The following is a 21,437-nucleotide window of genomic DNA, read 5'->3' on the forward strand; positions in this document are numbered from 1 at the left end:
GCGATTTGAGGAAGTTTGTCCTGCGAGTATAGACCTTCAGCTCCGCTGAATATTTAAAAGTCTATACTCTAAAAAGACTGTGGAAAGCACGGAACGGTTTTAAATGAAGTTCACTTTTTTCAAAAAAAGATAACCTGGCTCTCAGGAACGCCCATCACCAGGAGGCAAATAAACAAAAAAAGACCGCCGTTAGGCAGTCCTTGCCTGCTTAACGAAGGTCCTTCCCTGTTTTTCGGTCAGCCGCTGGTTTAGACCGGAACCCCCTTCGGCTGTCCCTTCTCACGGCTTCCCTAAAGTTACCCGATCCGCTCCTCAGCCTCCTCGGCCAGGCGGAGCAGCTGCTCCCGCACATGCACCACCTCGCCGAAAATGAGCAAGGCCGGGTTTTTGACGTGCATGAGGGTAGCCAGCTTGTGGATGCTGCCCACCGTGCCGGTAATGACCCGCTCCTGTTCGCTCGTCCCCTGCTCGACGATCGCAGCCGGGGCCGAATGCGGCCGGCCGTGAGCGATCAGCTCGCGGCAGATATCGGCCATGCCGGCGACACCCATGTACACGACCAGAGTGTCGACGCCCTGGGCAAGCAGGTCCCAGCGGGGACCCTGCTCCCGGCCGGCGCAGCTCGAGCCGCTGACGAAGGCGACCGAGGCGCTCCGCCCCCGGTGGGTCAGCGGGATGCCCGCCGAAGAGGCGGCGCCGATCGCCGAGGTCACGCCCGGCACGAACTCGTACGGGATGCCGCGCAGCGCCATCTCCTGCGCCTCTTCGCCGCCGCGGCCGAAGATCAGCGGGTCGCCGCCTTTCAGCCGCACGACCTGCTTGCCCTTCAGGGCGAAAGCGGCGAGCTGCTCGTGGATTTCCGCCTGCGGCACCGCATGCTGCCCCGGCGCCTTGCCGACGTAGAGGAGCGCGGCGCCTTTCTTCGCGTACCCAAGCAGTTCCTTGTTCACCAGGCGGTCATACAAGATGACGTCCGCCTCCTGGATCCGCCGGAGCGCCTTTACTGTAATAAGCTCCGGATCACCGGGACCAGCGCCGACGATAGATACCATGCCCGGCTTCATCGGCCGCGTTCGGCAGACACAGCCGCCGCCTCCATGGAGCCGCGGGCCCCGGCCGATCCGATCGCGCCGGATTTACTTCTGCCAAATCCGCGGATGGACACGTAATACGCTACGCCCGTAAACAAAGCGCCGCCAATGAAGTTGCCGATCAGCACGGGGATCTGGTTCCACAGCCACCAATCGGCAAAGCTGACGTTGGCGCCCAGCATCATCCCGGCCGGAATGACGAACATATTGACGACGGCATGCTCGAATCCCTGGCCGAAGAAGATGAGGATCGGCAGCCACATCGCTGCGATTTTTCCAGCGGTAGACTTGGACGTAAACGCCATGACCACGCCCAGCGTCACCATCCAGTTGCACAGCATCGCCTTGATCACGACCAGCAGCAGACCTTCGCCGCCGAGCTCCTTATAGGCCAGCGTCTTTGCTTCACTCGTCTTGATGATCGTCTGGACAAGCGGGCTGCTCATGTCGTGCCCCATTTTGGTAATGGTCAGGCCGTACAGCACCGCATAGACCAGGCAGCCGATCACATGGCCGAGGATGACCCATCCATAATTGCCAAGCATGGAGCGGACCGAGGCCTTTTTCTGCATTACTGCCAGCGGAATGAGCGCAAAGCTCCCTGTCACCAGCTCCAGCCCGAGCAGCACGATAATCACAAAGCCCACGGGAAAAATAAGCGCACCGGCCATCGGAATATTCGTTTGGGATGAAGCGGTAAAGGCCAGCGTCGTGGCACAGGCCAGTATTGCCCCCGCCAGCATGCTGCGCACCAGCATTTGCCCCGGACTCAGCTTCGCTTTGTTCGCGCCTCCCTCAATCATGTCATTTAGAACCTCGCCTGGTTTTACATAATCCATCGGCTGCTCCTCCTCCCTCTCGCTTAAGATTCCGTCAGGCAATAAATCGCCCCGCTTACCGGATCCACCTCAACCTCATAGGTGCTGACCTTGCCGGTATCCGGCTCCTGTACGCAACCGCTGCGCAGGTCGATTTTCCAGTCGTGCAGCGGACAATGCACATCCTTGCCGCACACCATGCCTTCGGAGAGCTTTCCTCCTTTGTGCGGGCACTTGTTCTCCACCGCCAAAATATCCCCGTCGCTTAAGCGGAACAAGGCAATTTCCGTCCCCTCCAGCACCACCGTCCGCGATCCTTTCGGATCGATTTCCGATATGTTTCCGATCAGATGCTTAACCATCCCGTTTCCCCCTTAGTTCTTCACAGGCTCTGCATTCGGCAGAGGTTCAAAGTTTTTGCGGAGTTCCTTGTCGGACAAAATCTCCTTCCACGGATCCTTCTGCGTGCTGAGCGCCAGCTTCAGCCGCGCCTGGAGAGCCTCGCGGTCTTCCTTCTTCTCCAGCGCCTTCTTCACGCTGTCCAGCCCGACCCGCTCAATCCAGACCGAAGTCCGTTCGTTCCACTGCGCATGCTCGCGGTAATATTGAATAAAGGCACTCGCCCATTCGACCACTTCATCCTCCGTCTTCACGACGCAGAGCAGCTCGGTTGCCCGCACATGCACGCCGCCGTTGCCGCCGACATGCAGCTCCCAGCCGCCATCGATGGCGACCACGCCGAAATCCTTAATCGTCGCTTCCGCGCAGTTCCGCGGACATCCCGATACGGCCAGCTTCACCTTGGCCGGTGTACTCAAACGCTCCAGCTCCTTTTCGAGCCGGATGCCCATGCCGATGGAGTCCTGGGTACCGAACCGGCAAAAGGTGGAACCGACGCAGGTTTTGACCGTGCGGAGCGCTTTGCCGTAAGCATAACCGGAAGGCATGTCGAGCTCCTCCCACATTTTCGGGAGATCCTCCTTTTTGACGCCAAGCAGGTCGATCCGCTGCCCGCCGGTGATCTTGACCATCGGCACGTCGAATTTCTCGGCGACCTCGGCGATTTTCTTCAGCTCGGACGGAGAAGTGACGCCGCCGTAAATCCGCGGCACCACGGAATAGGTTCCGTCCTTTTGAATGTTCCCGTGGTATCTCTCGTTGGTGAACCGGGATTCTTTTTCATCCTTATAAGACTCGGGGAACAGCATACCCAAATAGTAGTTCAGCGAAGGACGGCATTTGGAGCAGCCTTCGGGATTGTTCCAGCCCAGCACGTTCATCACTTCTTTGATAGACTTCAGTCCCATCCGGGAGATTTCCGCGACGATTTCGTCCCGGTTCAGTGTTGTGCAGCCGCATATGCCTTCTTTGACCGGCTCTCCTGCCGCATCACCCGCATAGAGCTGAACCAGTCCCTCGACCAGCGGCTTGCAGCCGCCGCAGGACCCAGACGCCTTCGTGCACGCTTTGACCGAGGATACAGTCGTGCAATTTTTGTTCAGGATCGCGTCCTTGATCGTCTCTTTGGTGACGCCGTTGCAGCCGCAGATGATCTCGTCATCCGGCAGACTGGCCAGCCGTTCTTCCGGCGATACGGAAGACCCGGCGCCAACGGCGAAGCCGAGCAGCAGCTCCTTTTCCCGGCCCTTGACCGATTCCCGACTCTTCATCAGCGAGAACAGCTTGGAGCCGTCGCCTGTGTCCCCGAACAGGACGGCGCCGACGAGCCGGTCGTCGTGGATGACGATCTTTTTATACACACCCTCCACTTCATCTTGGTAGCGCAACGCCCTGGTGCCCTCCGGTTCGGCAAAATGCCCCGCGGAGAATACATCTACGCCTGACACTTTCAATTTGGTGGAAGTCACGGAGCCGGCATAACCGGCGGTATCGACGCCCGCAAGCCGTTTGGCGAGCACGGCCCCTTGTTCATACAGGGGAGCGACCAGTCCGTAGGCGATGCCCCGATGCTCCGCGCACTCTCCCACGGCATAGATGCCGGGAATGTTCGTTTCCATATAATCGTTGACGACGATGCCCCGGTTGACCTCAATTCCGGCGGACTTCGCCAAGGCCACATTCGGCCGGATGCCGACCGCCATGACGATCAAATCGGCGTCGACCCGGGTGCCGTCGGTAAAGCGAAGCTCCTTGACCCGCTTGCGCCCCATAATGGACTCGGAATGCTTGCTCAGCAGAAACGTCATCCCTTGGGCTTCCAGTTCCCGCTGCAGCATCCGTGATGCGGTTTCGTCCAGCTGACGCTCCATTAAATAAGGATGGATATGGACGACCGAGACGTCCATGCCGAGGTGCAGCAGCCCTCTCGCCGCTTCGAGCCCCAGCAGTCCGCCGCCAATGACCACAGCTTTTTTATGCTTTTTAGACGTCTCCATCATCATTTCGCAGTCCTTGATATCCCGGAAGGCGATGACCCCTTCCTTATCTGCGCCCGGAAGCGGGAGCATGAACGGATTGGAGCCCGTCGCCATAATCAGCACGTCATATTTCGCCTCTGCACCTTGATCGGAGTAAACGACGCGGTTTTTCGTATCGATTCGGGTCACCATGTGCCCGGCATATAGTTGAATCCGGTTTTCTTTGTACCAGTCCCAGTCGTTGATCACAATTTCCTGAATATCCGCACCGCCCGCAAGGACCGATGACAGCATGATCCGATTGTAGTTGGGATAAGGCTCCGCCCCGAAAATCGTGATTTCGTACGCATCCGGCGCCAGCTTCAGCAGATGCTCCAGCGCTCTTACCCCCGCCATCCCGTTACCGACCATGACCAGCTTTTTCGTCGCCATGTCTCTTCCGCTCCCCTCAATAGTCCAATCTTCTGAATCTTGTACCAAAAACCAGAAAAGCCCGCCTTCGGGCCCCGGACAGAGTGGACGCACTCTGGCTCAGGAGTCGAAAGCAGGCTTCATTGCCGCTATAAAGGATACACCGTTGTATCCGGCTGTTATCAAGTTCTTGAGGGAAATATACACTATCCCCCGAGCGTTTGTCAACATATTTAACATGAAAACACAATTTCATTTGGTTATCGACATGTCACCTTGTTTTATGTTATATAAATTAACATACAAATCTGTTGCACTCATCTTAAACTCTGACTGGACTGAATTAAGAAGGGAGCGTCTATGCATGCGTTCATTGCTGGTTATCCACCGCCAGACCCCTCCTTCAGAGCGAAGTGATTCAGATAGCAGGACGCTTCTGCCGGAGTACATCCTTCGTTCCTACGGGTACCAAGTCCATCTAGCACGCAACGAAGAGCAGGCGATCGCCGGAATCGGAGATGCGGACGGTGCGGTGCTTCACCTTCCGGTCTCCGAGATCAAGGCTTGGTGCGGCAAGCTCGAGAAACACAAACAAACGCCGGTTCTTTGGTGGTGCAGCGATACGGCCGCTTCCATGTCCCTCGAGGCATGTGAGGATGATGTTATTATTGACGGGCTTTTATTTCCGACCATGAAAGCGCACGAGCTGCATTGGTCGCTGCATTTCAGCTCCGCCCACTTTTATGAGCGGCAGCAGTGGAAGAACGAGCGCAAGCAGCTTCTCGCCCGCATTGAGGAACGAAAGTGGATCGATATGGCCAAGGGGATTCTGTGCGAACTCAAAAATATATCGGAATCCGAAGCCTATGACGTCCTGCGCAAGCAGGCGATGAATGAACGGAAACGGATGGTGGACGTCGCGACCTCCATCGTCAAGCTGTATCAGCTGCTTCAGGAATCCGGTTCGGGAGGTGCCAAGAAATCATGATCCATTTATTAAAAGAAGTCGGCCGGGGCAAGCGGGGCGCCCGTGACCTGACCTATGAGGAAGCCCTCCAGGCGGCTGAAGCGATCCTCGGTTTAACCGCCACGCCCGCCCAGATCGGGGCGTTTTTTATCGCCGAACGCATCAAAATGGAAAGCGTAGAAGAGCTGGAAGCCTTCGTGTCGGTCCTGCGCAAACACGCCGCCCGTTCGGACCTTCCGCAGGGCATCGACTGCGCCGGCCCGTATGACGGGCGGAAGTCGTCCTTTATGTCCACGATCGCCACCTCGTTTGTGCTGGCTGCCGCCGGACTGCCTGTTACCCTGCACGGGTCTGCGTCCCTTCCGCCGAAGTGGGGGATGACGCTGGCCGATGTGTTTGCCGCAATGGGTATTTCCGATGCGTCGCTGTCCAGGGAGCTGTGCCTGGAAGCAGCGCGCCAGACGGGCGTACTGTACGCCCATGCCGAGACTTGGTGTCCTCCGCTGGCAAAGCTTCGCCCCATCCGTGAGGAGCTCGGCATGCGGACCGTGCTCAACACGGCCGAGAAGTTTGCGGATTACGGGCACTCCCCTTTCTTAACGTTCGGGGTGTACCATAACACGGTCTTTGACCGGCTCGGCCGGCTCATCATGAACCTCGGCTATGAGCGGGCCTTGATTATCCAGGGAAGCGAAGGCTCGGATGAGCTGTACATCCACCGCCCGACCCGAACCTACCGGATCGAACACGGGGAGGCTTCGCTCCAGATCATCGATCCGGAGAGCTTTGGCCTGGATACGCCGCTGCCAGAGGTCGACTGGACGCCAGCCGAGCAGGCGGCGGTCACCGGCCAGGTGCTGCAGGGCAAGGGCAATATGGCTTTTATGTATCAGGTGCTGCTGAACGCGGCAGTGCGCCTGCATCTGGCAGATCGGGTGCAGTCAGTTGAGGAAGGCCTGTATACGGGCAAGGCGCTGCTGGAATCCGGCAAGCCGCGGGAGCTGTATAAAAAGTGGCAGGCGGTGCTTAAAAACCAGCCGTTAACGGTCTGAATCCCCTGTCTTCCTGCTATCGGTAGAGGCAGAACAAAGAACGTCCCGGAAAATTCCGGGGCGTTCTTTGGTTTGTCTACAGTGTAGCCCCATTAGCTGACTACTGCCGCCTAAGCCTCGCACTGCCTAACCCCGCCGCTTACGCCTCTGCCGTTCCGAACCGCTTCGCCGACCGCTCTTTCGCCTTCTGAGCCTCGATCTCGCGGTCACGGGGACTGGAGTTCGTAACCAGGGAGTCCAGCAGCTTCCTGGATGCCGCCGCGACCTCCGCTATCGCCAGATTAAAAGCTTCCTCATTCGCCTTCGACGGGCTCTGGAAGCCTGACAGCTTGCGCACATACTGCAGGGACGCAGCCTGAATCTCTTCATCGGTAGCCGGCGGATCAAAATTAAACAGCGTTTTGATATTTCTGCACATAGCCCTTCTCCTTTGGAATGTTTTTCGAATGCGTTTTATGTCCAATATAACGCACCCGCTGCCGTTTTCCAAGAAAAGGGATACTCTCTCCCGCATCAAGTCTGTTTCCCGGACATTCAAAACCGCATAGGAATCGGCTTCGCCTCATGATGGGCCAGCGCCGCAACGCATTCCTCTCTCCCGGCGAAATCCCGCACCCACTGCAGCGATTTCATCGCCTGATCCGGATCCGACGTAATCCCCGGCAGAATCATCTCCTGCCAGGATCTCTCCGCATACCCAGCATCGGAAGCCAGGAGCAGCCACCCTTTCTCTACTTTGGCCAAAATGGACAAATGTCCTGGCGTATGTCCCGGGGTATGAACCAGATACAGCAAGCCGTCGCCGAATACATCCAGACCCGATTGATACGGGCCGTAGGGAATCGGCTCAAGAGCAAACGGCGTTACGGGCACTTCCCGGTGCCATGCCTCCTGGCTCACGGCCGCAAACTCCCATTCCGGCTGGCTGACGAGAAAACGCCCCGCACCCTTCAGCAGCCCAAGGCCGCTGATATGATCGACATCCAGATGGCTGATGACAACAAGATCAATATCTTTCGGGGTAAGCCCGCGTGCCTGCAGCTGTTCCCTGACAGAGCTGCCGGCAGGCAAATCGTATTCGATGAACTGCCATAAATCGCTACCCAGGTGCTGCTCCGGTCGGGTTCGTATATCCTCATGCCATCCGGCATCGACGACAACGCGCCGTCCACTGGGATGCTCAATCAAATAGCTGGACAGCGGAACCTCGGACTGGAAGGACTCGCCCCGCTGATTCACCGGAGGGATGCTGTCCAGTTCCTTAAATGCGAGCGAGCGGTCATATTTCAATCGGCCGGTGTGAAGCACTTCTACCTTAACAAAATCGTTCATCATAACTCCCCTCCCTAAATCGGTTAAACGCATTATCCAATATTTAGCGATTTTCGGGAAGAAGGCACTTTAAAGTGATATACGAACCCGAAGGTTCGTGCTGCACTCCGGAACAGCACAAAAAAGCCCGGCTTACGCCGGACTTCATGTCGTTCCATTCTGTTCATCACGTGGGGTTTGCCGCGCTGCCCGCTTCCTCGATCTGCTTTATGACATCCGTCAGCGTAATGCCATCCAGATACCGCTCCAGCGCGGCTTCTCCGCCGCTGTATATCTGATCCATAATTCCCTCGATATTGGAAGCCACTTCGCAAGGCAGCTCCTCTCCGCCTGAACACCAGCTCGGCTTCAAGGATCCTCTTGCTAGCAGACGGTACAAATCACCCAATGTGACCTTCTCGGTGCCCGGATTCAGCAAATAACCCCCGCCGACACCTTCCTTGGTCGTTACATACCCCTGTTTGCGCAGCAGTCCAAGCACTTTCCGAATCCGTGCCGGATGCGTGCAGACACTCTTGGCAATCTCTTCACTGTTAGCCATTCGTTCTTCTTTCAAGCTAAGAAGGGTTAAACAATGGACGGCAATGTTGAACTCACTATTCATTTTCGCTCCCCCTTATTACTGTAATTATATGGTTTACAGTTGCTTGTGTCAACCGGATTGCCAGGGTTTGGAACGTTTTCCGTTGAAAAATAAATGAAGGACGTTAACGAGACTGCCGGAGCTGTTTTTCCTCCGGACCAGTATGCTTAGTTTGACTTAAATCCCCTTGGATTAAACCTCCTCTCCTGACAGATCCAGCGATGTTTTCCCGGCTTTGAAAAGTTTGTTATACTAAAGCGGGATCCTGCCCTTTAGATCTAAGGCTGCAGGCTCCCTAAATTCTGCGTGAAAGAGGTTGTGTAAACCATGATCATTCAGTTTATTCGTTACCGTTAATGTAAGGTACAGATAACAAAAGCCCCGTTTTTTTCAAAATACTGACGAGGGTTTATTTGTCTGTGCCTTTTTCATTCAAACGGAAAACGAATGAATGGGGTGTTTTTGGTGCACAACGCTAAATTAACCGTGCTCACCGGACTGATATCCCGGCATGAGCACCTGTTTCGCTGCCCAATCTGCTCCCGCCCATTACAAATGGACGGATCTCGCAGCATGATATGCGGCAGTCGGCATTGTTTTGACTTGTCCAAGGAAGGCTACATCAACTTGATTCCGCACGCCGTGCGGTCCAAATACAACAAAGACCTGTTTACTTCACGGCGGGAAACCAGCCGCCACGGCTTGTTTGACCCGCTGATCGATGCGATTCGCAACAAAATTGAGGATACGGCGCCTTCTCGATCGAGGGAATTACGCATTTTGGATGCGGGATGCGGCGAGGGCTCCCATTTGGCGGCGATTCTGTCTGCCCTGCAGAAGCCGGATGCTCCAGACATCCTTGGCGTGGGCGTGGATATCGCCAAAGAAGGGATTCGCCTGGCCGCCAAATCGGGCGCACCGGCGATCTGGTGTGCGGCCGACCTGGCCGGCAGCCCGTTTGCCGACCGGCAGTTCGACGTCATCCTGAACATCTTGTCTCCGGCGAACTACCAGGAGTTCCAGCGCCTACTCCGGGATGATGGCATGTTGATCAAAGTCATCCCAGGAAGCCGATATCTGCAGGAAATCCGCGCCTTGTTCCAAGGTGAGGCTGCAAACCGGACATCTCCTGCCGAGGTGTTTCCCGCCGGATGCACAATAGACCGCCCGTCTCCTGCTGCCGACAGCACCACCCGACGGCTCGTTCCTGCTACCGGACGTACCGCCGAATTGTTCGGCAGGAATTTTGCCAGCGTGGATGTTCAGCATGTGGAATACGACATGCTCGTCGCCGGAGAAGCCTTGGAGCATCTTCTGCGCATGACCCCGCTCTCCTGGGGCGTGCCGGAAGAAGCGATTCAGCGGGCTGCCGGGCAAGGCCCCCTGCGTGTCACCTTTGATTACGTAATGTTATGCGGCGGAATGAACGAATAAGTGATCGGTCTTATCGACATTAAAGCCCCTATCGGCCAGCAGAGGCCGGTAGGGGCTTTTTCATACAACGATTCTGTTATGGGGTGGGCGGAGAAATCGTCATGGAGATTCCCAATAATCCTTCGGATTCACGTTTTCCAGCCCCTTGATGGGCTCGCCTTTCGGCAGGTCGAAGGACCAGTTGACATTGGTGTACCACTTGTCAGTGACCTTGCGGATGAGGGTCGCTTTTTGAGGAAGGGTTGTTAAGCCTTCGACGATGAAGCCGGGGTCGCCGTTGACGTCCTGGAACTCGTTCAATCCTCCATATGAACCCCTAAAAGTTGCGGGGAATTCCCTACCTGACTTCTCGTCTCTCATCACCCATTCGTCATGGGAAAACATATTTCTGAATTTTCCTTCCACATGAAGCAAACCAACCATTTCTTTCTCAAGCGAACTTGGATCTTGGCCAATCTTCATGCTGCTGATGGTCAATGAATCCCCTTGCCCTTTAAACTCTACAGGCTTCAAAGACAATTCAAGAGGGTGAAATTGCACCGAATCGTCACTTATCACAGGAATGGAATACCCGTCCAAAACAAACCTTACCTTCTCGCGGTCATAGGGAAGATACTTAAACGTGTAGTACCAGTGAAGCGTATCTCCATCCAACTGAGGCTGTTGGGCAATCAATGTTTCCATATGCGGACTTCTATGGTTATTGACGCTTGAAAAGTCAGTTCCATTCTCGTCCTCAAAATGGTACATGAGGAGCATATTCTCCAAACCTGATTCCGGGACCAGCTTAGCCAGCTTCCCATCTAATGAAGTAGATAGCTCCAGCCGTACAGCACTTGGCGTTCGAACCAGCCGTTCCATCTTAACGTGTAATCCATCTGGTGTAGTATACTGCTGATCCAATGGTGTTACTTTGGTCAGTTCATTCGCTTTTTTCATATCCAGGGAAAATTTGAAGTTCCAATTCCCCTTAACGACCTTATGGGAAAACAGCTTTCGCCCAATTTGGGTGATCTTCCCTTCCACGGTGAGCGTATCGGATTGAACTCCGTCCGGGAAAAGTGAAGATACATTTTCAATTACGGCGGATCCCCCTAAAGAATGAAGCTTTGCCACTTCTTTGCCCTCGGTATCCTTAACTGTAACTTGGCTCCAGTCTACCTTGTTTACCACTGGCTTCCCATTCGGGTCGGTAATTTTGACTCCCATCATAATCCGGGCCGCATCCACAACAACTTCATTAATTTCTAATGTATATCCTTTGTCCTTTACTTTGATATGCGGATTTTGGACAAGTCCGAGTGTTTGAGAATCCAACAGCCCAATATCCGTATTATCCCTCGCAAATATCGACCTCACCCAATCCGCTATCGAAGGCTGGGCGTAAACCGTCAGTGCGGCGGCGACGATCAGTAAGCAGGCTGCGGCCAGAGCGGCGCGGCGTATGAACGGGGATCGCCCCATTTTCCTTAACAAAATCGTGTCCAGCTCGTTTTCCTCAACTGCAGGCTCAATCGGGACATCAGCCAGGGAAGCCATCACCTGCCGGGTGAAATCATCCGTCAACTGCTCCGGGTACAGCGCCTGGGTCCAAGCTTCCTGCTCCTGTCGGATTTCTGCCATCAATGCCTGACAGCGAGAGCAGTTCTGCACATGATTAGTTAACCCAGCCCCAGCAGACGCTTCTTCAAGAATGAACTCTTCCATCTGAGCACGATTCAAGCATTTCACGGCTGATCCCCTCCTTTCCTTTCAGCTTTTTTTGCAGCTGCTTTCTGGCCCGGTGCAGCCGATTGCGAACCTGATCCACCGTCAGGCCCGTGACGCTGCCGATTTCGTCATAGCTCAGCTCATTTGTGTACCGCAGCAGAAACACCAGACGGTATTGTTCCGGCAGTTCCCGAACTAACTGCAAAGCCTCCTGCCGAGCTTCCTTGCGAAGGAGAGCCCTCTCTGGCGTGTTCTCATCCCGTACCGCCTGGTACGCTTCTTCCTCCGGGGCCTGCGGAAACGACTTCCGCCTTCCCGCATCCCGCAGCACATTTACCGCGATCGTATACAGCCAGGACGCAAAACTCGATTCCAGGCGGTAACTGGCCAGCTTGCGGTACGCTTTGACAAAAGCCTCCTGCGTATAATCCTGGGCATCCTGATGACCCGCCCCCATACTCCGGAGCAGACCGTATATTTTGTTTTTATGCGCATCGACCAGCTCGGCAAAGACTTCCTTGCGCCCCGCCAATACCTGCTCGATCAGCATGCTTTCCCGTTTCGGGTCTATCATGACGATCCTCCCTGCTTTAATAGCCATCTGATTCTATAGACGGCATATGAGGACGAATGCTCTCACTTTCTGGAAAAAACATCTGCCCATCGGTCGAACAGATGCCAAAGTAGATTGTCTCAACTCTCCCCGACTACCCATCAGACGCAAAAAAGTCCGCCACACTGAACATCACAGCGGCGGACTCGAGAGGGATTTCCGGAGTCAAAATCCCCATAAACACAAAAAAAAATGAGCCCTTCAGCGAAGGAGCTCCAAATCAGATTAGACATATGAAAGGGTTTACAATAGGTATTATAGTATAAATCTTCCTGATTGAAAACGCTTTTTTATCCTTTAATTTCATTTTATCTCATGTGTACTGTGTATCGTATATCTTTTGTACCTCGTGTCTCATATTACCTTCATGTCCTCGTATCCCACACCCTCATACCCTCATAACCTCGTGTCCTTAATCCCACACGTTTCTCAGTACATGTTGTTCACCACATGTTTACCAAGCCTTTTCCACATATCCGCTAATTAATTTTAAATTGGGTATTGCCAGAACTAATGTCATTAGTTATTATACTAATATGATTAGTTTGAGGAGGAGTTATCCATGAAAATGACGACCGTTCAGCAAGTAACCCAGGTTGCTTTTATGCCCCGCTTGTTTCCCGTTAATGTGTATCTCGTTGAAGAAGAAGACGGGTTGACCCTAATTGATACCGGTATGCCTTTTAGCATAAAAGGCATCCAGCAAGCCGCCGCCCGCTTAGGCAAACCGATCGTAAGGATCGTTCTTACTCATGCGCATGGCGACCATATCGGGGCATTCGACCTGCTGAAGGCGGCTCTTCCTCAAGTGACGACTTATATTTCCCGCCGCGACAGCCGCCTCCTTGCAGGCAGCAAGGAGCTCGAACCCGGCGAGCCGCAGGAGCAGGTCCGCGGAGACATCCCCGCCCCGGGCAAGGTCACCACGAAGCCTGACGTGCTGCTGGAAGACGGAGACCGCATCGGGTCGCTGCTGGCCGTCGCCTCCCCCGGACACACGCCGGGACATATGGCGTTCTACGACACGCGCAGCGGCGTACTCATCGCGGGCGACGCCTTTCAGACCCGCGCGGCGCTGGCCGTATCCGGCCATATGCAGCCGCTGTTCCCTTTCCCGGCGATGGCCACCTGGAGCAAGGCCACTTCCATCGCCAGCGCCAAACGGCTGGCCGGTCTGAATCCGACCTGGCTGGCGGTCGGCCACGGCAAAATGATTCCGCAGCCGACCGATAAGATGGCTGTCGCCATTTCCCGGGCCGAGGAGGCCCTGAAGAAGGGGGCGGTCTAATGGTGCGCCGCATGGGGCTTGACCGCGAAACCCTGCTGATTGCCGCGGCCGAACTGGCCGATGAAGCCGGATTGGATAACCTGACGCTGTCCGCTTTGGCCCAGAAGCTCGGCGTCCGCTCCCCTTCCCTGTATAACCATGTGAACGGACTGCCGGACCTGCGCAGTGCGCTTGCCGCCTACTGCATGCAGCATCTGGTCGATTTGATGCGCGATGCGGTCATCGGCAAATCTGGCGAGGAAGCGATTCTGAGCTTGAGCACAAGCTACTTGACATTTGCCCGCCAGCGCCCCGGCCTCTATGAGGCCTTTTACAAAATCGAAGCGTCGGATTCCCCGGAGACCGCTAAGCTGGGTGAGCAGCTGTTGAGCATCTTTATTCGGGTTCTCGAACCCTACGGTCTCGGGGAACAGAACACCTTGCATACGATCCGCGGTCTGCGGAGCCTCCTGCACGGCTTCGCCTCCCTGGAACAGAACAATGGCTTTCAGATGAAGCTGGATTTTGACGAGAGCCTGCATTTTGTCATGAGAGCCTTTCTGAAAGGACTGGAATCCGGCACATAACCGCCCGGCAGCCTTGCCCTCAAGGCCAGGTAAAGATGTCATATGACGTTCAAGTTTACTTCTCTAATTGTGTGATATACTATTAGATGTGATAAATGATATTGACAAGAGGGGAGTCCTTGACGTGCCTCATATCAGTCCCTTGTATTTGCAAATTGGAACGACCGTGGGGACGTTGGTTTTGGCCCTGATGACCATATTCATCCGTCTCAAGGCGAGCCACAGACCCGTTACGATAAAGAAAATATTAATTCCGCCGATGGGCATGGCGACCGGTTTCCTGATGTTCGTCGCCCCGGCTGTGAGAATCCCGCTGTGGTGGGCGCTCATCGCCTTTTTAGTCGGCTGGTTCCTGTTCTCCTATCCGCTGATACGCAGCACCAAATTTGAAGTAAGCGGGGGACAGGTCTTTGCGCAGCGCTCCAAGAGCTTTATCATTATTCTCTTCGCCCTGCTTGCCGTCCGCATGCTGCTGCACCAGGTGATTGAGGAATATGTATCGATTCCGCAGACCGGCGCCCTGTTTTTCATTCTGGCCTTTGGCATGATCCTCCGCTGGCGGATTTTCATGCTGAGACAGTACCGGAAATATGCGCCCGCTGCCGTAGATTCGGTATCCGATCCCTTAAATCCGGCGGAATGATCCCATGATTGATATTAAGCCAAATAACGTCTTCCACGCAGGGTTTCCTGCCCGAGGCAAACGATAAGCCAATTTCCTTAAGATAAGGAGATTGGCTTTTTTGATATCAGAAGATTTCCTCAAAAAATAAACCCGCCAATGCATAGCGCTAGGCCGTTTGGAAAATGCTTAAAACGAATGAAACAAGCGGGTCCGCTACGCTGGACGCCCGGCCTGCAAGCTCTTTTCCAATCGATGGCGGCGATACCATGTATATTTTTTCACATTTCTTTCGTAAAGTGGTCCTTTTTACGATCATTTATGTTAACATTAGGAGGACGATAGTGACTAGGCCTTTTCGGACGGAAAAGGTCTTGTGGCTTGTAGATACTCCTTCGAAGGGAGTCTATGAGCTCCTTTTCATTATAAAAATACTTAAGCACAACTGCTTACGCAAAGGAGAAATGGACATGTCAGAAGCAATTTCTGAACAAGAGACACAAAACGTGTCTGTCGGCAAGGAACAAAACGACGTGCTGGACCAGCTGCTCAAACCTGAGGTGCAGGAATCCCTTACGATTCTGGTCGACCAGCTTCCAAAGCTGACTGAGCTTGTGAATCTATTGACAAAGTCTTATGACTTCGCTCAAACCGTCGCTACCGACAAAGTGCTGAAGAGCGACACCGTCGGCGCGATCACCGAAATTGTGGAGCCTGTGAAGCATTCGGTGAAGAACATCGCCGCTACTGTCATCGAAGCGAAAGACCGCGCTGAAGACAGCAACGAAGTGATCGGTCTTTTTGGTCTGCTTAAAATGCTGAAGGATCCGCAAGCTCAAAAAATCTTCCGGTTCCTGAACGCTTACCTTCAAATCTCTGCGGAAAAAGCAAAACAACAATAATCTTTTATACATCTAACCAGTAAGGACGGAGGAAAAACCATGTCAAAACATATTGTCATTTTGGGTGCCGGTTACGGCGGCTTGCTTGCCGCTCTGACCGTACGCAAATATATGAACAAAGATCAAGCACGGGTTACGGTCGTGAACCAATACCCTACGCACCAAATCATTACCGAGCTGCACCGTCTGGCTGCAGGCAGCATTGCTGAGAAAGCGATCGCTATGCCGCTCGAAAAACTGTTCAAGGGCAAAGAAGTCGACCTGAAGATCGCAACGGTCAACTCTTTCTCCGTAGACAGCAAAGAAATCAAACTTTCCGACGGTTCCAGCCTGTCTTACGACGCTTTGGTTGTCGCACTCGGAAGTAAAACGGCTTACTTCGGCATTCCAGGGCTCGAGCAGTACAGCTTCGTGCTGAAGTCTGCTGAAGACGCGCTGAACATTCATAAGCACATCGAAGACCGCATCCGTGAATACTCCAAAACCAAAAACGAAGCTGACGCAACAATCCTCATCGGCGGCGGCGGCTTGACCGGCGTTGAGCTTGTCGGCGAAATCGCTGATATCATGCCTGGTCTGGCTAAAAAATACGGCGTAAATCCAGCCGAAGTGAAGCTGCTTCTGGTTGAAGCCGGCCCTAAAATCCTGCCTGTACTGCCTGACCCGCTCATCGAGCGCGCGCAAAGCAGTCTGGAAAAACGCGGCGTAACCTTCCTGACAGGATTGCCTGTAACAAACGTGGAAGGCAACGTGGTTGACCTGAAAGACGGTCAAAAGATCGTAACCAACACCTTCGTATGGACCGGCGGCGTGCAAGGCAACCCGCTCGTAGGCGAATCCGGCCTCGAAGTGAACCGCGGACGCGCTACCGTCAACGAATTCCTGCAATCCACTTCCCATCCGGACGTGTTTGTGGCTGGGGACAGCGCCGTTGTATTTGATCCAAGCGGACGTCCACAACCGCCAACCGCGCAAATCGCTTGGCAAATGGGCGAGCTGATCGGCTACAACCTGTATGCCCTGCTCGAAAACCATGCGTTCGAAACATTTGCTCCGGTGAACTCCGGTACGCTTGCAAGCCTTGGCCGTAAAGATGCCGTGGCTACCATCGGCGAAAGCAACACGGCCCTCAAAGGCCTGCCTGCATCCCTGATGAAGGAAGCAAGTAACATCCGTTACCTGTCCCACATCAAAGCTCTCTACACGTTGGCTTACTAATCTGTAAACCATCGTTTGACGCATTAAACCAAACAGCCCTCTTTCCAAGGCATTTGCCATGGAAGAGGGCTGTTTTTTTGTTGGGATTGGTGCCCGCTCACCTGCCGTTCAGCGCATGCCGGAGATCGGCGAGCTCCTGCTCGATATCCGGCACCAGCGGCAGCTCCAGCCCGTCGGTTCCCTCCGGCCCCTCTTCCGTCTCCCGCCGCTGCTCTGCGGACTGGGCCATTTTCTCGAGATGGAGCAGCACCGCTCCCAGTTCCTGGTCAGGCAGGACGGGCCGGAGGGCGCTCAGCGCGTAGGAGTTCAGCACGTACCCGAACTGATCCAGCGACCAGATGACGGGCAGCAGCTTCTCCAGCTCCTCCTCGCTGCGCGGAATCTCGCCGAGCGCGGTCTGGTACACCGTCCTCAGATTGGACAGGTGCCGCCGCATGGAGCGCTGCTGGAGGATGAGGCTCAGCCTCGCTGCGGCACTCGCAGGCTGCCGAATGAACAGCAACGCCAGAAACTGCGCCTGGCTGCGGATCGTCCGGCTGAGAAGGTACGGAATCCGGCTGGAAGCCGAGCGGCTGCCGACCAGCAGCACGCCGATCAGGCCGATGACGCTGCCGACGAGCACGTCGGTCAGCCTAGCGCCGGCAAAATAGCCGAAGTTATGTATCCGGGTATTGGTCTCCGCCATCAGCAGCGCGTTGGGCGTGATGAACAGCATAGCCAGGGCGTAGTTGCGCACAATCAGCAGTTCCGTAAAAAAGGTGAACAGCATGATCGCTATGGATACGACGAAGCCCTCCGGGTGGGTCCACAATATCACGCTCGCGATGAGGATGCCGAGTATCGTTCCGAGGGATCGCTGAATCGCCCGGTGAAAGGTGGCGATGACGGTGGCGCCGAGCATCACCGAAGCGCAGGAGAGCGGCACCCAGTAAGACCGGTTCAGCTGAAACGCATACGCGGCAGCAGCAGCCACCATCAGAATGACACCGAACCGGATCGCCTGCAGAAATACGATCGAGTCCTTATCCAAATTGCCCTCCAGGATGCTTCGCACCGGCGTACGGGTCAGCTTGTGGCGGTCCTGCTCCCCCTCGGGTTCCGCATTGCTAAAAATAGCATCCAGCTGCCCAACAAGGTCCCTCAGATCCCGGATGCGGGGATCCGGGTCGTCCGGCAGCGGCGTTCGAACCCATGCATCCGGCTGCCCGCACGCTTCCCCTGCCCTTCTGACGGCGGCGCTGAGCTCGGGCGGCAGCTTCTCCCCCATGGCCAACGGAATTTTGTCCGTCATCAGATAAATGTGGTGCGCAAGCGAGTACATCTGCGACAACCGGCGCGGTGTTGCATCGCTTCGCCGATCGAATCCGCCAGTCGCGAGCGTGGTTTCCGCGCTGTACATGGACAGCAGCGTCTGATGCCGGGCCCGGCTGTATTCCAGGGTGCCCGCACCATCCAATAGGGAGCCCAGGTCGAGATACAGCTGGCGGACGGCACCGATTTCGGGACCGTGCGGCCGAAGCAGCCAGCCGGCCATGGCAAAGCACCAGGCCAGCATTCCGCCTAGAAACACCAAGCCGCCGCGGAGGAACGCCTGGGATGGATCGGGTGGCATCCCCGTGGCCAGCGTGAAGCTAAGCACGAAGAATAACGCCCCCGGACCTTTAAACTTCAGCACGCCGAACAGGTAGGACGCCGCTGCCCCGATGCAGCCCAGAACAAAGGCGGCAAGAAGCGGGTAGGGAGCCAGCAGCGTTCCCGCTGCCACAGAGAACGTCAGGCCCAGGGCGGCAAACAGAATTTTTTTGGCCCTTAACGCATACGGCTCGCTCGCCACGTACAGATAGGCGAAACCGCCTGTTCCTGCCAGCATCCCGTACGAAAATTGGCCAAGCCAAAATCCGATCAGGGATGGCAGGCCAATGCACAAGCCGGCGCATAAAGCCCGGTTCCACGGGAGCGCAGCCTTCTTCATCTCAAAGGCTTGTTTGATGGTTTGCGATAAAAACAGGCGATGCTTTTTCGTTATCCCAACTTGGATCCCCCCCTTCCGCACCTGATCATGCCAAAAGAGCAGCCCCACACCTGTAAGGCCGCTCCCGGTTTACCATGTACTATATTTATTGCCATCCGTAATCCGCAATATGCTGAGGCCTGCTTGTATCGCCGCACACTTTTGATGTCTTCTCCCATTGATCAGGGTACGTAAAAAAAGGACGCCCTGCGACCGAAACCTTCCACTCCGCGTGAGGAGCGAATAGCCCAAGCCTGATTTTCCATAAAATAATATGATTCCACGATTCAAAGTGCCGCTTCAAATTTACCCCAGGGCACAGGGCAGGAGGAAAGGAATGAAGAAGGACCTAGGGCGCCCCAGGCGGCGTTCCGAGTTTACGGTTTGGGTCGTGTCCCGATCCGATGTGTTTACGTTTGTGGTCTACGAAATGATTCTCAGCTCTGCGGTGTATGCCGGCCTCAAGCGGGCCAACGGGCATGAGCTGATCGCCATACTGGGCAGTTCGGTCAGCACGACCGTGTGCAAAAGGTGGGTACGTCTGGATGCGCTGGCCTGGTGGAGGCGCGGGCGGGAGCTCCATATTGTTCCCTGGCCAAATCGTCCTTAGGGAAATTCGAGGAATTCTAGCTCACGGAGAAGGAGGTGGCGGAAATGAAAAGAAGAAAGCGCAGGGTCGCCATCGTCGGCTCGGGCATGGTCGGTGCAACTGCGGCCTATTCCATGATCAACCAATCGATCTGTGACGAGATCATGATGGTCGACCGCACTTATGACCGCGCGCTGGCGCAGGCACTCGACTTGTCGCACTGCATTGATTTTACGCATACGCGCACTTCGGTTTACGCTGGAACATACGCGGACTGTTCGGATATGGACGTCGTAATATTGACGGCAGGAGCTAATCCGAAGCCGGGCCAGAACCGGCTGGACGTGCTTGAAGAGGCTGTACTTATCACCCGGCAGATCGTTACGCCGATTTTGAAGAGCAGCTTTGAGGGCATATTCATCACCGCGGCCAATCCGGTCGATATTGTCACCTATCTGATCCGGCAGTTGTCGGGCTTCCCACGGAACCGGGTCATCGGCACCGGAACGTCCATCGACTCTTCGCGCCTCAAAACGCTGCTGTCGGACATTTTTTCGATCGACCCCCGCAGCGTTCACGGGTATGCTCTGGGTGAACACGGCGAGTCCCAGTTCGTCGCCTGGTCGCATGTCACGATTGGCGGCAAACCGGTTCTGGACATTCTCTCACAACACAAGGAGCGCTTTAAGCACGTGGACCTGACGGACATCGCCCGAAAAACGAAGGACGCCGGCTGGGAGATCTACACCCGCAAAGGATCTACGCATTTTGGCATCGGTAGTGCCATTGCCCACATCACCCGCGCGGTGCTGAACGATGAGCATAAAATAATCGCCGTGTCGGCCATCCTCGAGGGAGAATATGGCGAACACGGCGTGTGTACCGGCGTCCCGGCGATTATTCACAGCGACGGGATCCAAGAAATTATCGAGCTGAATCTGAATGATTATGAGCGCGGGCTGTTTGCCGCGTCCTGTGGCGTCATTCGCAGCAATTTGGATAAGCTGAATCTGGTCTAGCCGGCTACATCCACCGGATAAAAAATCTCTGTTCCACGGGGATTGAATGCTCCTCTGCCCATTGCAGAAGCTCTGGCTCGCCGGCGGGCTGACGGGGCTGCAGGACAAAGCACAGCTGCATCGGCACGATCCGCCGCTGCTTCAGCTTGATTCCATACCAGCGCTCGTTGATCCACACGCCCTGAATGTCCGCAGCGGATACTTCCTTGCCTTCCAGAACAAGCTTTCCGGATTCGAGCAGCAGCGTTTTGGGTTTCCCTGCCGAGCGGAAGAGTGCAACCGTAATGGCCCCAATAATATATAGAAGCAGCAATATATTCATGACGTAAATGCTTATTTTAAAATTGTCATCCAACGAATTAACAATTAACATTTGAATCGTAATGGCTAGAATCACAGCCATGCCGATCAAAAATTTTGCCCGCAGCGGATATTTAATAGCAAGCTGGGAACGCATGAGCTTCCCCCTTTCCGAGTGTTATTTTACATATTATGGGACGCAAGCTATACTGCTATCATACATCACTTTTTTGGAAAGGGGGAAGCCCGCGTGAATTTCGCCTTATTCGGTCTGGCTGCTGTCTTGATGATCCTATTTTGGTCCGCTCTAGTGATCGGGGGTATCAAGCTCCTGTTCAGCAAGGGACTAAAACGCAGGCTGGATCCTTTTATCCTGTTGTCACTCGTTCTTGGACTGGCTGCCGTCGCCCGGATCGTCCAATGCTGGATTTACGGCCAACCTATGCCCGCAAGTCTCCTCATGCTTTTCGTTTCCATCCTTCTGGTCGGGTCATCGCGGCGGCGTTACTTGAAAAAGCAGCTTTAAGTTTTCA

22 protein-coding genes are annotated in these 21,437 nt (G+C 54.9%); 11 read left to right on the forward strand and 11 right to left on the reverse strand.

The annotated features are described in order from the left end of the window. Positions 1-296: 296 nt before the first annotated feature. Genes cobA through nirB form a run of 4 tightly spaced genes read right to left on the reverse strand, consistent with a single transcriptional unit; the run spans position 297 to position 4,719 of the window. Complete coding sequence (gene cobA / locus C7820_RS21800) at positions 297-1,064, reverse strand: uroporphyrinogen-III C-methyltransferase (RefSeq protein ID WP_116232834.1); 768 nt, start codon at positions 1,062-1,064, stop codon at positions 297-299. Continuing rightward, a complete protein-coding gene (locus tag C7820_RS21805) occupies positions 1,061-1,930 on the reverse strand; it encodes a formate/nitrite transporter family protein (protein WP_116232835.1) in 870 nt (289 codons plus the stop codon). Before C7820_RS21805 ends, cobA begins: the two co-directional genes overlap by 4 nt. Before the next feature lie 23 nt (positions 1,931-1,953). Further along, positions 1,954-2,271 carry a nitrite reductase small subunit NirD gene (gene nirD, locus C7820_RS21810; RefSeq protein WP_089549144.1) on the reverse strand — a complete coding sequence of 106 codons (318 nt, stop codon included), beginning with the start codon at positions 2,269-2,271 and terminating at the stop codon, positions 1,954-1,956. A 12-nt stretch (positions 2,272-2,283) separates the two neighbouring features. Then, on the reverse strand, positions 2,284-4,719 hold the full coding sequence (gene nirB / locus C7820_RS21815) for a nitrite reductase large subunit NirB (protein ID WP_116232836.1): 2,436 nt from the start codon (positions 4,717-4,719) through the stop codon (positions 2,284-2,286). Between the two features lie 343 nt (positions 4,720-5,062). Here nirB and C7820_RS21820 point away from each other — a divergent pair, with 343 nt between their 5' ends. Together C7820_RS21820 and C7820_RS21825 are read left to right on the forward strand one after the other, a co-directional pair. Next, a complete protein-coding gene (locus C7820_RS21820) occupies positions 5,063-5,686 on the forward strand; it encodes an ANTAR domain-containing response regulator (RefSeq protein WP_076172798.1) in 624 nt (207 codons plus the stop codon). Next, positions 5,683-6,717: an anthranilate phosphoribosyltransferase gene (locus tag C7820_RS21825; RefSeq protein WP_116232837.1), complete on the forward strand. Its 1,035-nt coding sequence runs from the start codon at positions 5,683-5,685 to the stop codon at positions 6,715-6,717. The genes C7820_RS21820 and C7820_RS21825 overlap by 4 nt, the downstream gene beginning before the upstream one ends. Positions 6,718-6,856: 139 nt before the next feature. Here C7820_RS21825 and C7820_RS21830 read toward each other — a convergent pair whose 3' ends face one another. From C7820_RS21830 to C7820_RS21840, 3 genes are all read right to left on the reverse strand, one after another. Then, on the reverse strand, positions 6,857-7,135 hold the full coding sequence (locus C7820_RS21830; protein ID WP_076172796.1) for a DUF2277 domain-containing protein: 279 nt from the start codon (positions 7,133-7,135) through the stop codon (positions 6,857-6,859). Between the two features lie 116 nt (positions 7,136-7,251). Continuing rightward, positions 7,252-8,052, reverse strand: coding sequence for an N-acyl homoserine lactonase family protein (locus tag C7820_RS21835; RefSeq protein WP_181909154.1), 801 nt, complete (start codon positions 8,050-8,052; stop codon positions 7,252-7,254). Between the two features lie 163 nt (positions 8,053-8,215). Further along, positions 8,216-8,653, reverse strand: a complete 438-nt coding sequence (locus C7820_RS21840; protein WP_076172795.1) for an RrF2 family transcriptional regulator — start codon at positions 8,651-8,653, stop codon at positions 8,216-8,218. 426 nt (positions 8,654-9,079) lie between these two features. Between C7820_RS21840 and C7820_RS21845 the strand changes: the two genes are divergently transcribed. Beyond that, positions 9,080-10,066 (forward strand): putative RNA methyltransferase, encoded by a 987-nt coding sequence (locus C7820_RS21845; RefSeq protein ID WP_116232839.1) that lies wholly within the window; start codon positions 9,080-9,082, stop codon positions 10,064-10,066. A 99-nt stretch (positions 10,067-10,165) separates the two neighbouring features. Here C7820_RS21845 and C7820_RS21850 read toward each other — a convergent pair whose 3' ends face one another. Both C7820_RS21850 and C7820_RS21855 read right to left on the reverse strand, forming a co-directional pair. Beyond that, positions 10,166-11,797: a DUF4179 domain-containing protein gene (locus tag C7820_RS21850; RefSeq protein WP_147306296.1), complete on the reverse strand. Its 1,632-nt coding sequence runs from the start codon at positions 11,795-11,797 to the stop codon at positions 10,166-10,168. Next, positions 11,754-12,350 (reverse strand): RNA polymerase sigma factor, encoded by a 597-nt coding sequence (locus tag C7820_RS21855; protein ID WP_105445719.1) that lies wholly within the window; start codon positions 12,348-12,350, stop codon positions 11,754-11,756. The genes C7820_RS21850 and C7820_RS21855 overlap by 44 nt, the downstream gene beginning before the upstream one ends. A 601-nt stretch (positions 12,351-12,951) precedes the next feature. On the opposite strand from C7820_RS21855, the gene C7820_RS21860 reads away from it, so the two are divergent. From C7820_RS21860 to C7820_RS21880, 5 genes are all read left to right on the forward strand, one after another. Next, positions 12,952-13,677 carry an MBL fold metallo-hydrolase gene (locus tag C7820_RS21860; RefSeq protein WP_076172791.1) on the forward strand — a complete coding sequence of 242 codons (726 nt, stop codon included), beginning with the start codon at positions 12,952-12,954 and terminating at the stop codon, positions 13,675-13,677. Continuing rightward, positions 13,677-14,243, forward strand: coding sequence for a TetR/AcrR family transcriptional regulator (locus C7820_RS21865; RefSeq protein ID WP_116232841.1), 567 nt, complete (start codon positions 13,677-13,679; stop codon positions 14,241-14,243). The genes C7820_RS21860 and C7820_RS21865 overlap by 1 nt, the downstream gene beginning before the upstream one ends. Positions 14,244-14,367: 124 nt before the next feature. Next, complete coding sequence (locus tag C7820_RS21870) at positions 14,368-14,886, forward strand: CcdC family protein (RefSeq protein ID WP_076172789.1); 519 nt, start codon at positions 14,368-14,370, stop codon at positions 14,884-14,886. Positions 14,887-15,335: 449 nt separating this feature from the next. Continuing rightward, positions 15,336-15,767, forward strand: a complete 432-nt coding sequence (locus C7820_RS21875) for a helical membrane plugin domain-containing protein (protein ID WP_076172788.1) — start codon at positions 15,336-15,338, stop codon at positions 15,765-15,767. 39 nt (positions 15,768-15,806) lie between these two features. Next, entirely contained in the window at positions 15,807-16,985 is a 1,179-nt protein-coding gene (locus tag C7820_RS21880) for an NAD(P)/FAD-dependent oxidoreductase (protein WP_116232842.1), read from the forward strand. A gap of 97 nt (positions 16,986-17,082) precedes the next feature. Here C7820_RS21880 and C7820_RS21885 read toward each other — a convergent pair whose 3' ends face one another. Further along, the gene (locus C7820_RS21885; RefSeq protein WP_116232843.1) at positions 17,083-19,065 is read right to left on the reverse strand and encodes an FUSC family protein; all 1,983 of its coding nucleotides are present in this window, start codon (positions 19,063-19,065) and stop codon (positions 17,083-17,085) included. Positions 19,066-19,333: 268 nt separating this feature from the next. Between C7820_RS21885 and C7820_RS21890 the strand changes: the two genes are divergently transcribed. Next, positions 19,334-19,606: a hypothetical protein gene (locus C7820_RS21890; RefSeq protein ID WP_116232844.1), complete on the forward strand. Its 273-nt coding sequence runs from the start codon at positions 19,334-19,336 to the stop codon at positions 19,604-19,606. A gap of 44 nt (positions 19,607-19,650) precedes the next feature. Next, a complete protein-coding gene (locus C7820_RS21895; RefSeq protein ID WP_116232845.1) occupies positions 19,651-20,604 on the forward strand; it encodes an L-lactate dehydrogenase in 954 nt (317 codons plus the stop codon). 4 nt (positions 20,605-20,608) lie between these two features. Here the strand turns inward: C7820_RS21895 and C7820_RS21900 are convergent, their stop codons facing one another. Then, positions 20,609-21,061, reverse strand: a complete 453-nt coding sequence (locus C7820_RS21900; protein WP_116232846.1) for a hypothetical protein — start codon at positions 21,059-21,061, stop codon at positions 20,609-20,611. A gap of 93 nt (positions 21,062-21,154) precedes the next feature. Between C7820_RS21900 and C7820_RS21905 the strand changes: the two genes are divergently transcribed. After that, complete coding sequence (locus C7820_RS21905; RefSeq protein ID WP_116232847.1) at positions 21,155-21,430, forward strand: hypothetical protein; 276 nt, start codon at positions 21,155-21,157, stop codon at positions 21,428-21,430. Positions 21,431-21,437: the final 7 nt, after the last annotated feature.

This window comes from Paenibacillus sp. VMFN-D1, from assembly GCF_003386155.1.
GTDB lineage: Bacteria > Bacillota > Bacilli > Paenibacillales > Paenibacillaceae > Paenibacillus_AQ > Paenibacillus_AQ favisporus.

What these genes read in the sequence shown, in the direction of transcription:
- C7820_RS21900 (WP_116232846.1), bottom strand. Translation starts at nt 21,061, where the DNA reads ATGCGTTCCCAGCTTGCTATTAAATATCCGCTGCGGGCAAAATTTTTG.
- C7820_RS21820 (WP_076172798.1), top strand. Translation starts at nt 5,063, where the DNA reads ATGCGTTCATTGCTGGTTATCCACCGCCAGACCCCTCCTTCAGAGCGA.
- C7820_RS21875 (WP_076172788.1), top strand. Translation starts at nt 15,336, where the DNA reads ATGTCAGAAGCAATTTCTGAACAAGAGACACAAAACGTGTCTGTCGGC.
- C7820_RS21830 (WP_076172796.1), bottom strand. Translation starts at nt 7,135, where the DNA reads ATGTGCAGAAATATCAAAACGCTGTTTAATTTTGATCCGCCGGCTACC.
- C7820_RS21805 (WP_116232835.1), bottom strand. Translation starts at nt 1,930, where the DNA reads ATGGATTATGTAAAACCAGGCGAGGTTCTAAATGACATGATTGAGGGA.
- C7820_RS21855 (WP_105445719.1), bottom strand. Translation starts at nt 12,350, where the DNA reads ATGATAGACCCGAAACGGGAAAGCATGCTGATCGAGCAGGTATTGGCG.
- C7820_RS21845 (WP_116232839.1), top strand. Translation starts at nt 9,080, where the DNA reads ATGAATGGGGTGTTTTTGGTGCACAACGCTAAATTAACCGTGCTCACC.
- C7820_RS21835 (WP_181909154.1), bottom strand. Translation starts at nt 8,052, where the DNA reads ATGATGAACGATTTTGTTAAGGTAGAAGTGCTTCACACCGGCCGATTG.
- C7820_RS21825 (WP_116232837.1), top strand. Translation starts at nt 5,683, where the DNA reads ATGATCCATTTATTAAAAGAAGTCGGCCGGGGCAAGCGGGGCGCCCGT.
- cobA (WP_116232834.1), bottom strand. Translation starts at nt 1,064, where the DNA reads ATGAAGCCGGGCATGGTATCTATCGTCGGCGCTGGTCCCGGTGATCCG.
- C7820_RS21840 (WP_076172795.1), bottom strand. Translation starts at nt 8,653, where the DNA reads ATGAATAGTGAGTTCAACATTGCCGTCCATTGTTTAACCCTTCTTAGC.
- C7820_RS21865 (WP_116232841.1), top strand. Translation starts at nt 13,677, where the DNA reads ATGGTGCGCCGCATGGGGCTTGACCGCGAAACCCTGCTGATTGCCGCG.
- nirD (WP_089549144.1), bottom strand. Translation starts at nt 2,271, where the DNA reads ATGGTTAAGCATCTGATCGGAAACATATCGGAAATCGATCCGAAAGGA.
- C7820_RS21860 (WP_076172791.1), top strand. Translation starts at nt 12,952, where the DNA reads ATGAAAATGACGACCGTTCAGCAAGTAACCCAGGTTGCTTTTATGCCC.
- nirB (WP_116232836.1), bottom strand. Translation starts at nt 4,719, where the DNA reads ATGGCGACGAAAAAGCTGGTCATGGTCGGTAACGGGATGGCGGGGGTA.
- C7820_RS21895 (WP_116232845.1), top strand. Translation starts at nt 19,651, where the DNA reads ATGAAAAGAAGAAAGCGCAGGGTCGCCATCGTCGGCTCGGGCATGGTC.
- C7820_RS21880 (WP_116232842.1), top strand. Translation starts at nt 15,807, where the DNA reads ATGTCAAAACATATTGTCATTTTGGGTGCCGGTTACGGCGGCTTGCTT.
- C7820_RS21890 (WP_116232844.1), top strand. Translation starts at nt 19,334, where the DNA reads ATGAAGAAGGACCTAGGGCGCCCCAGGCGGCGTTCCGAGTTTACGGTT.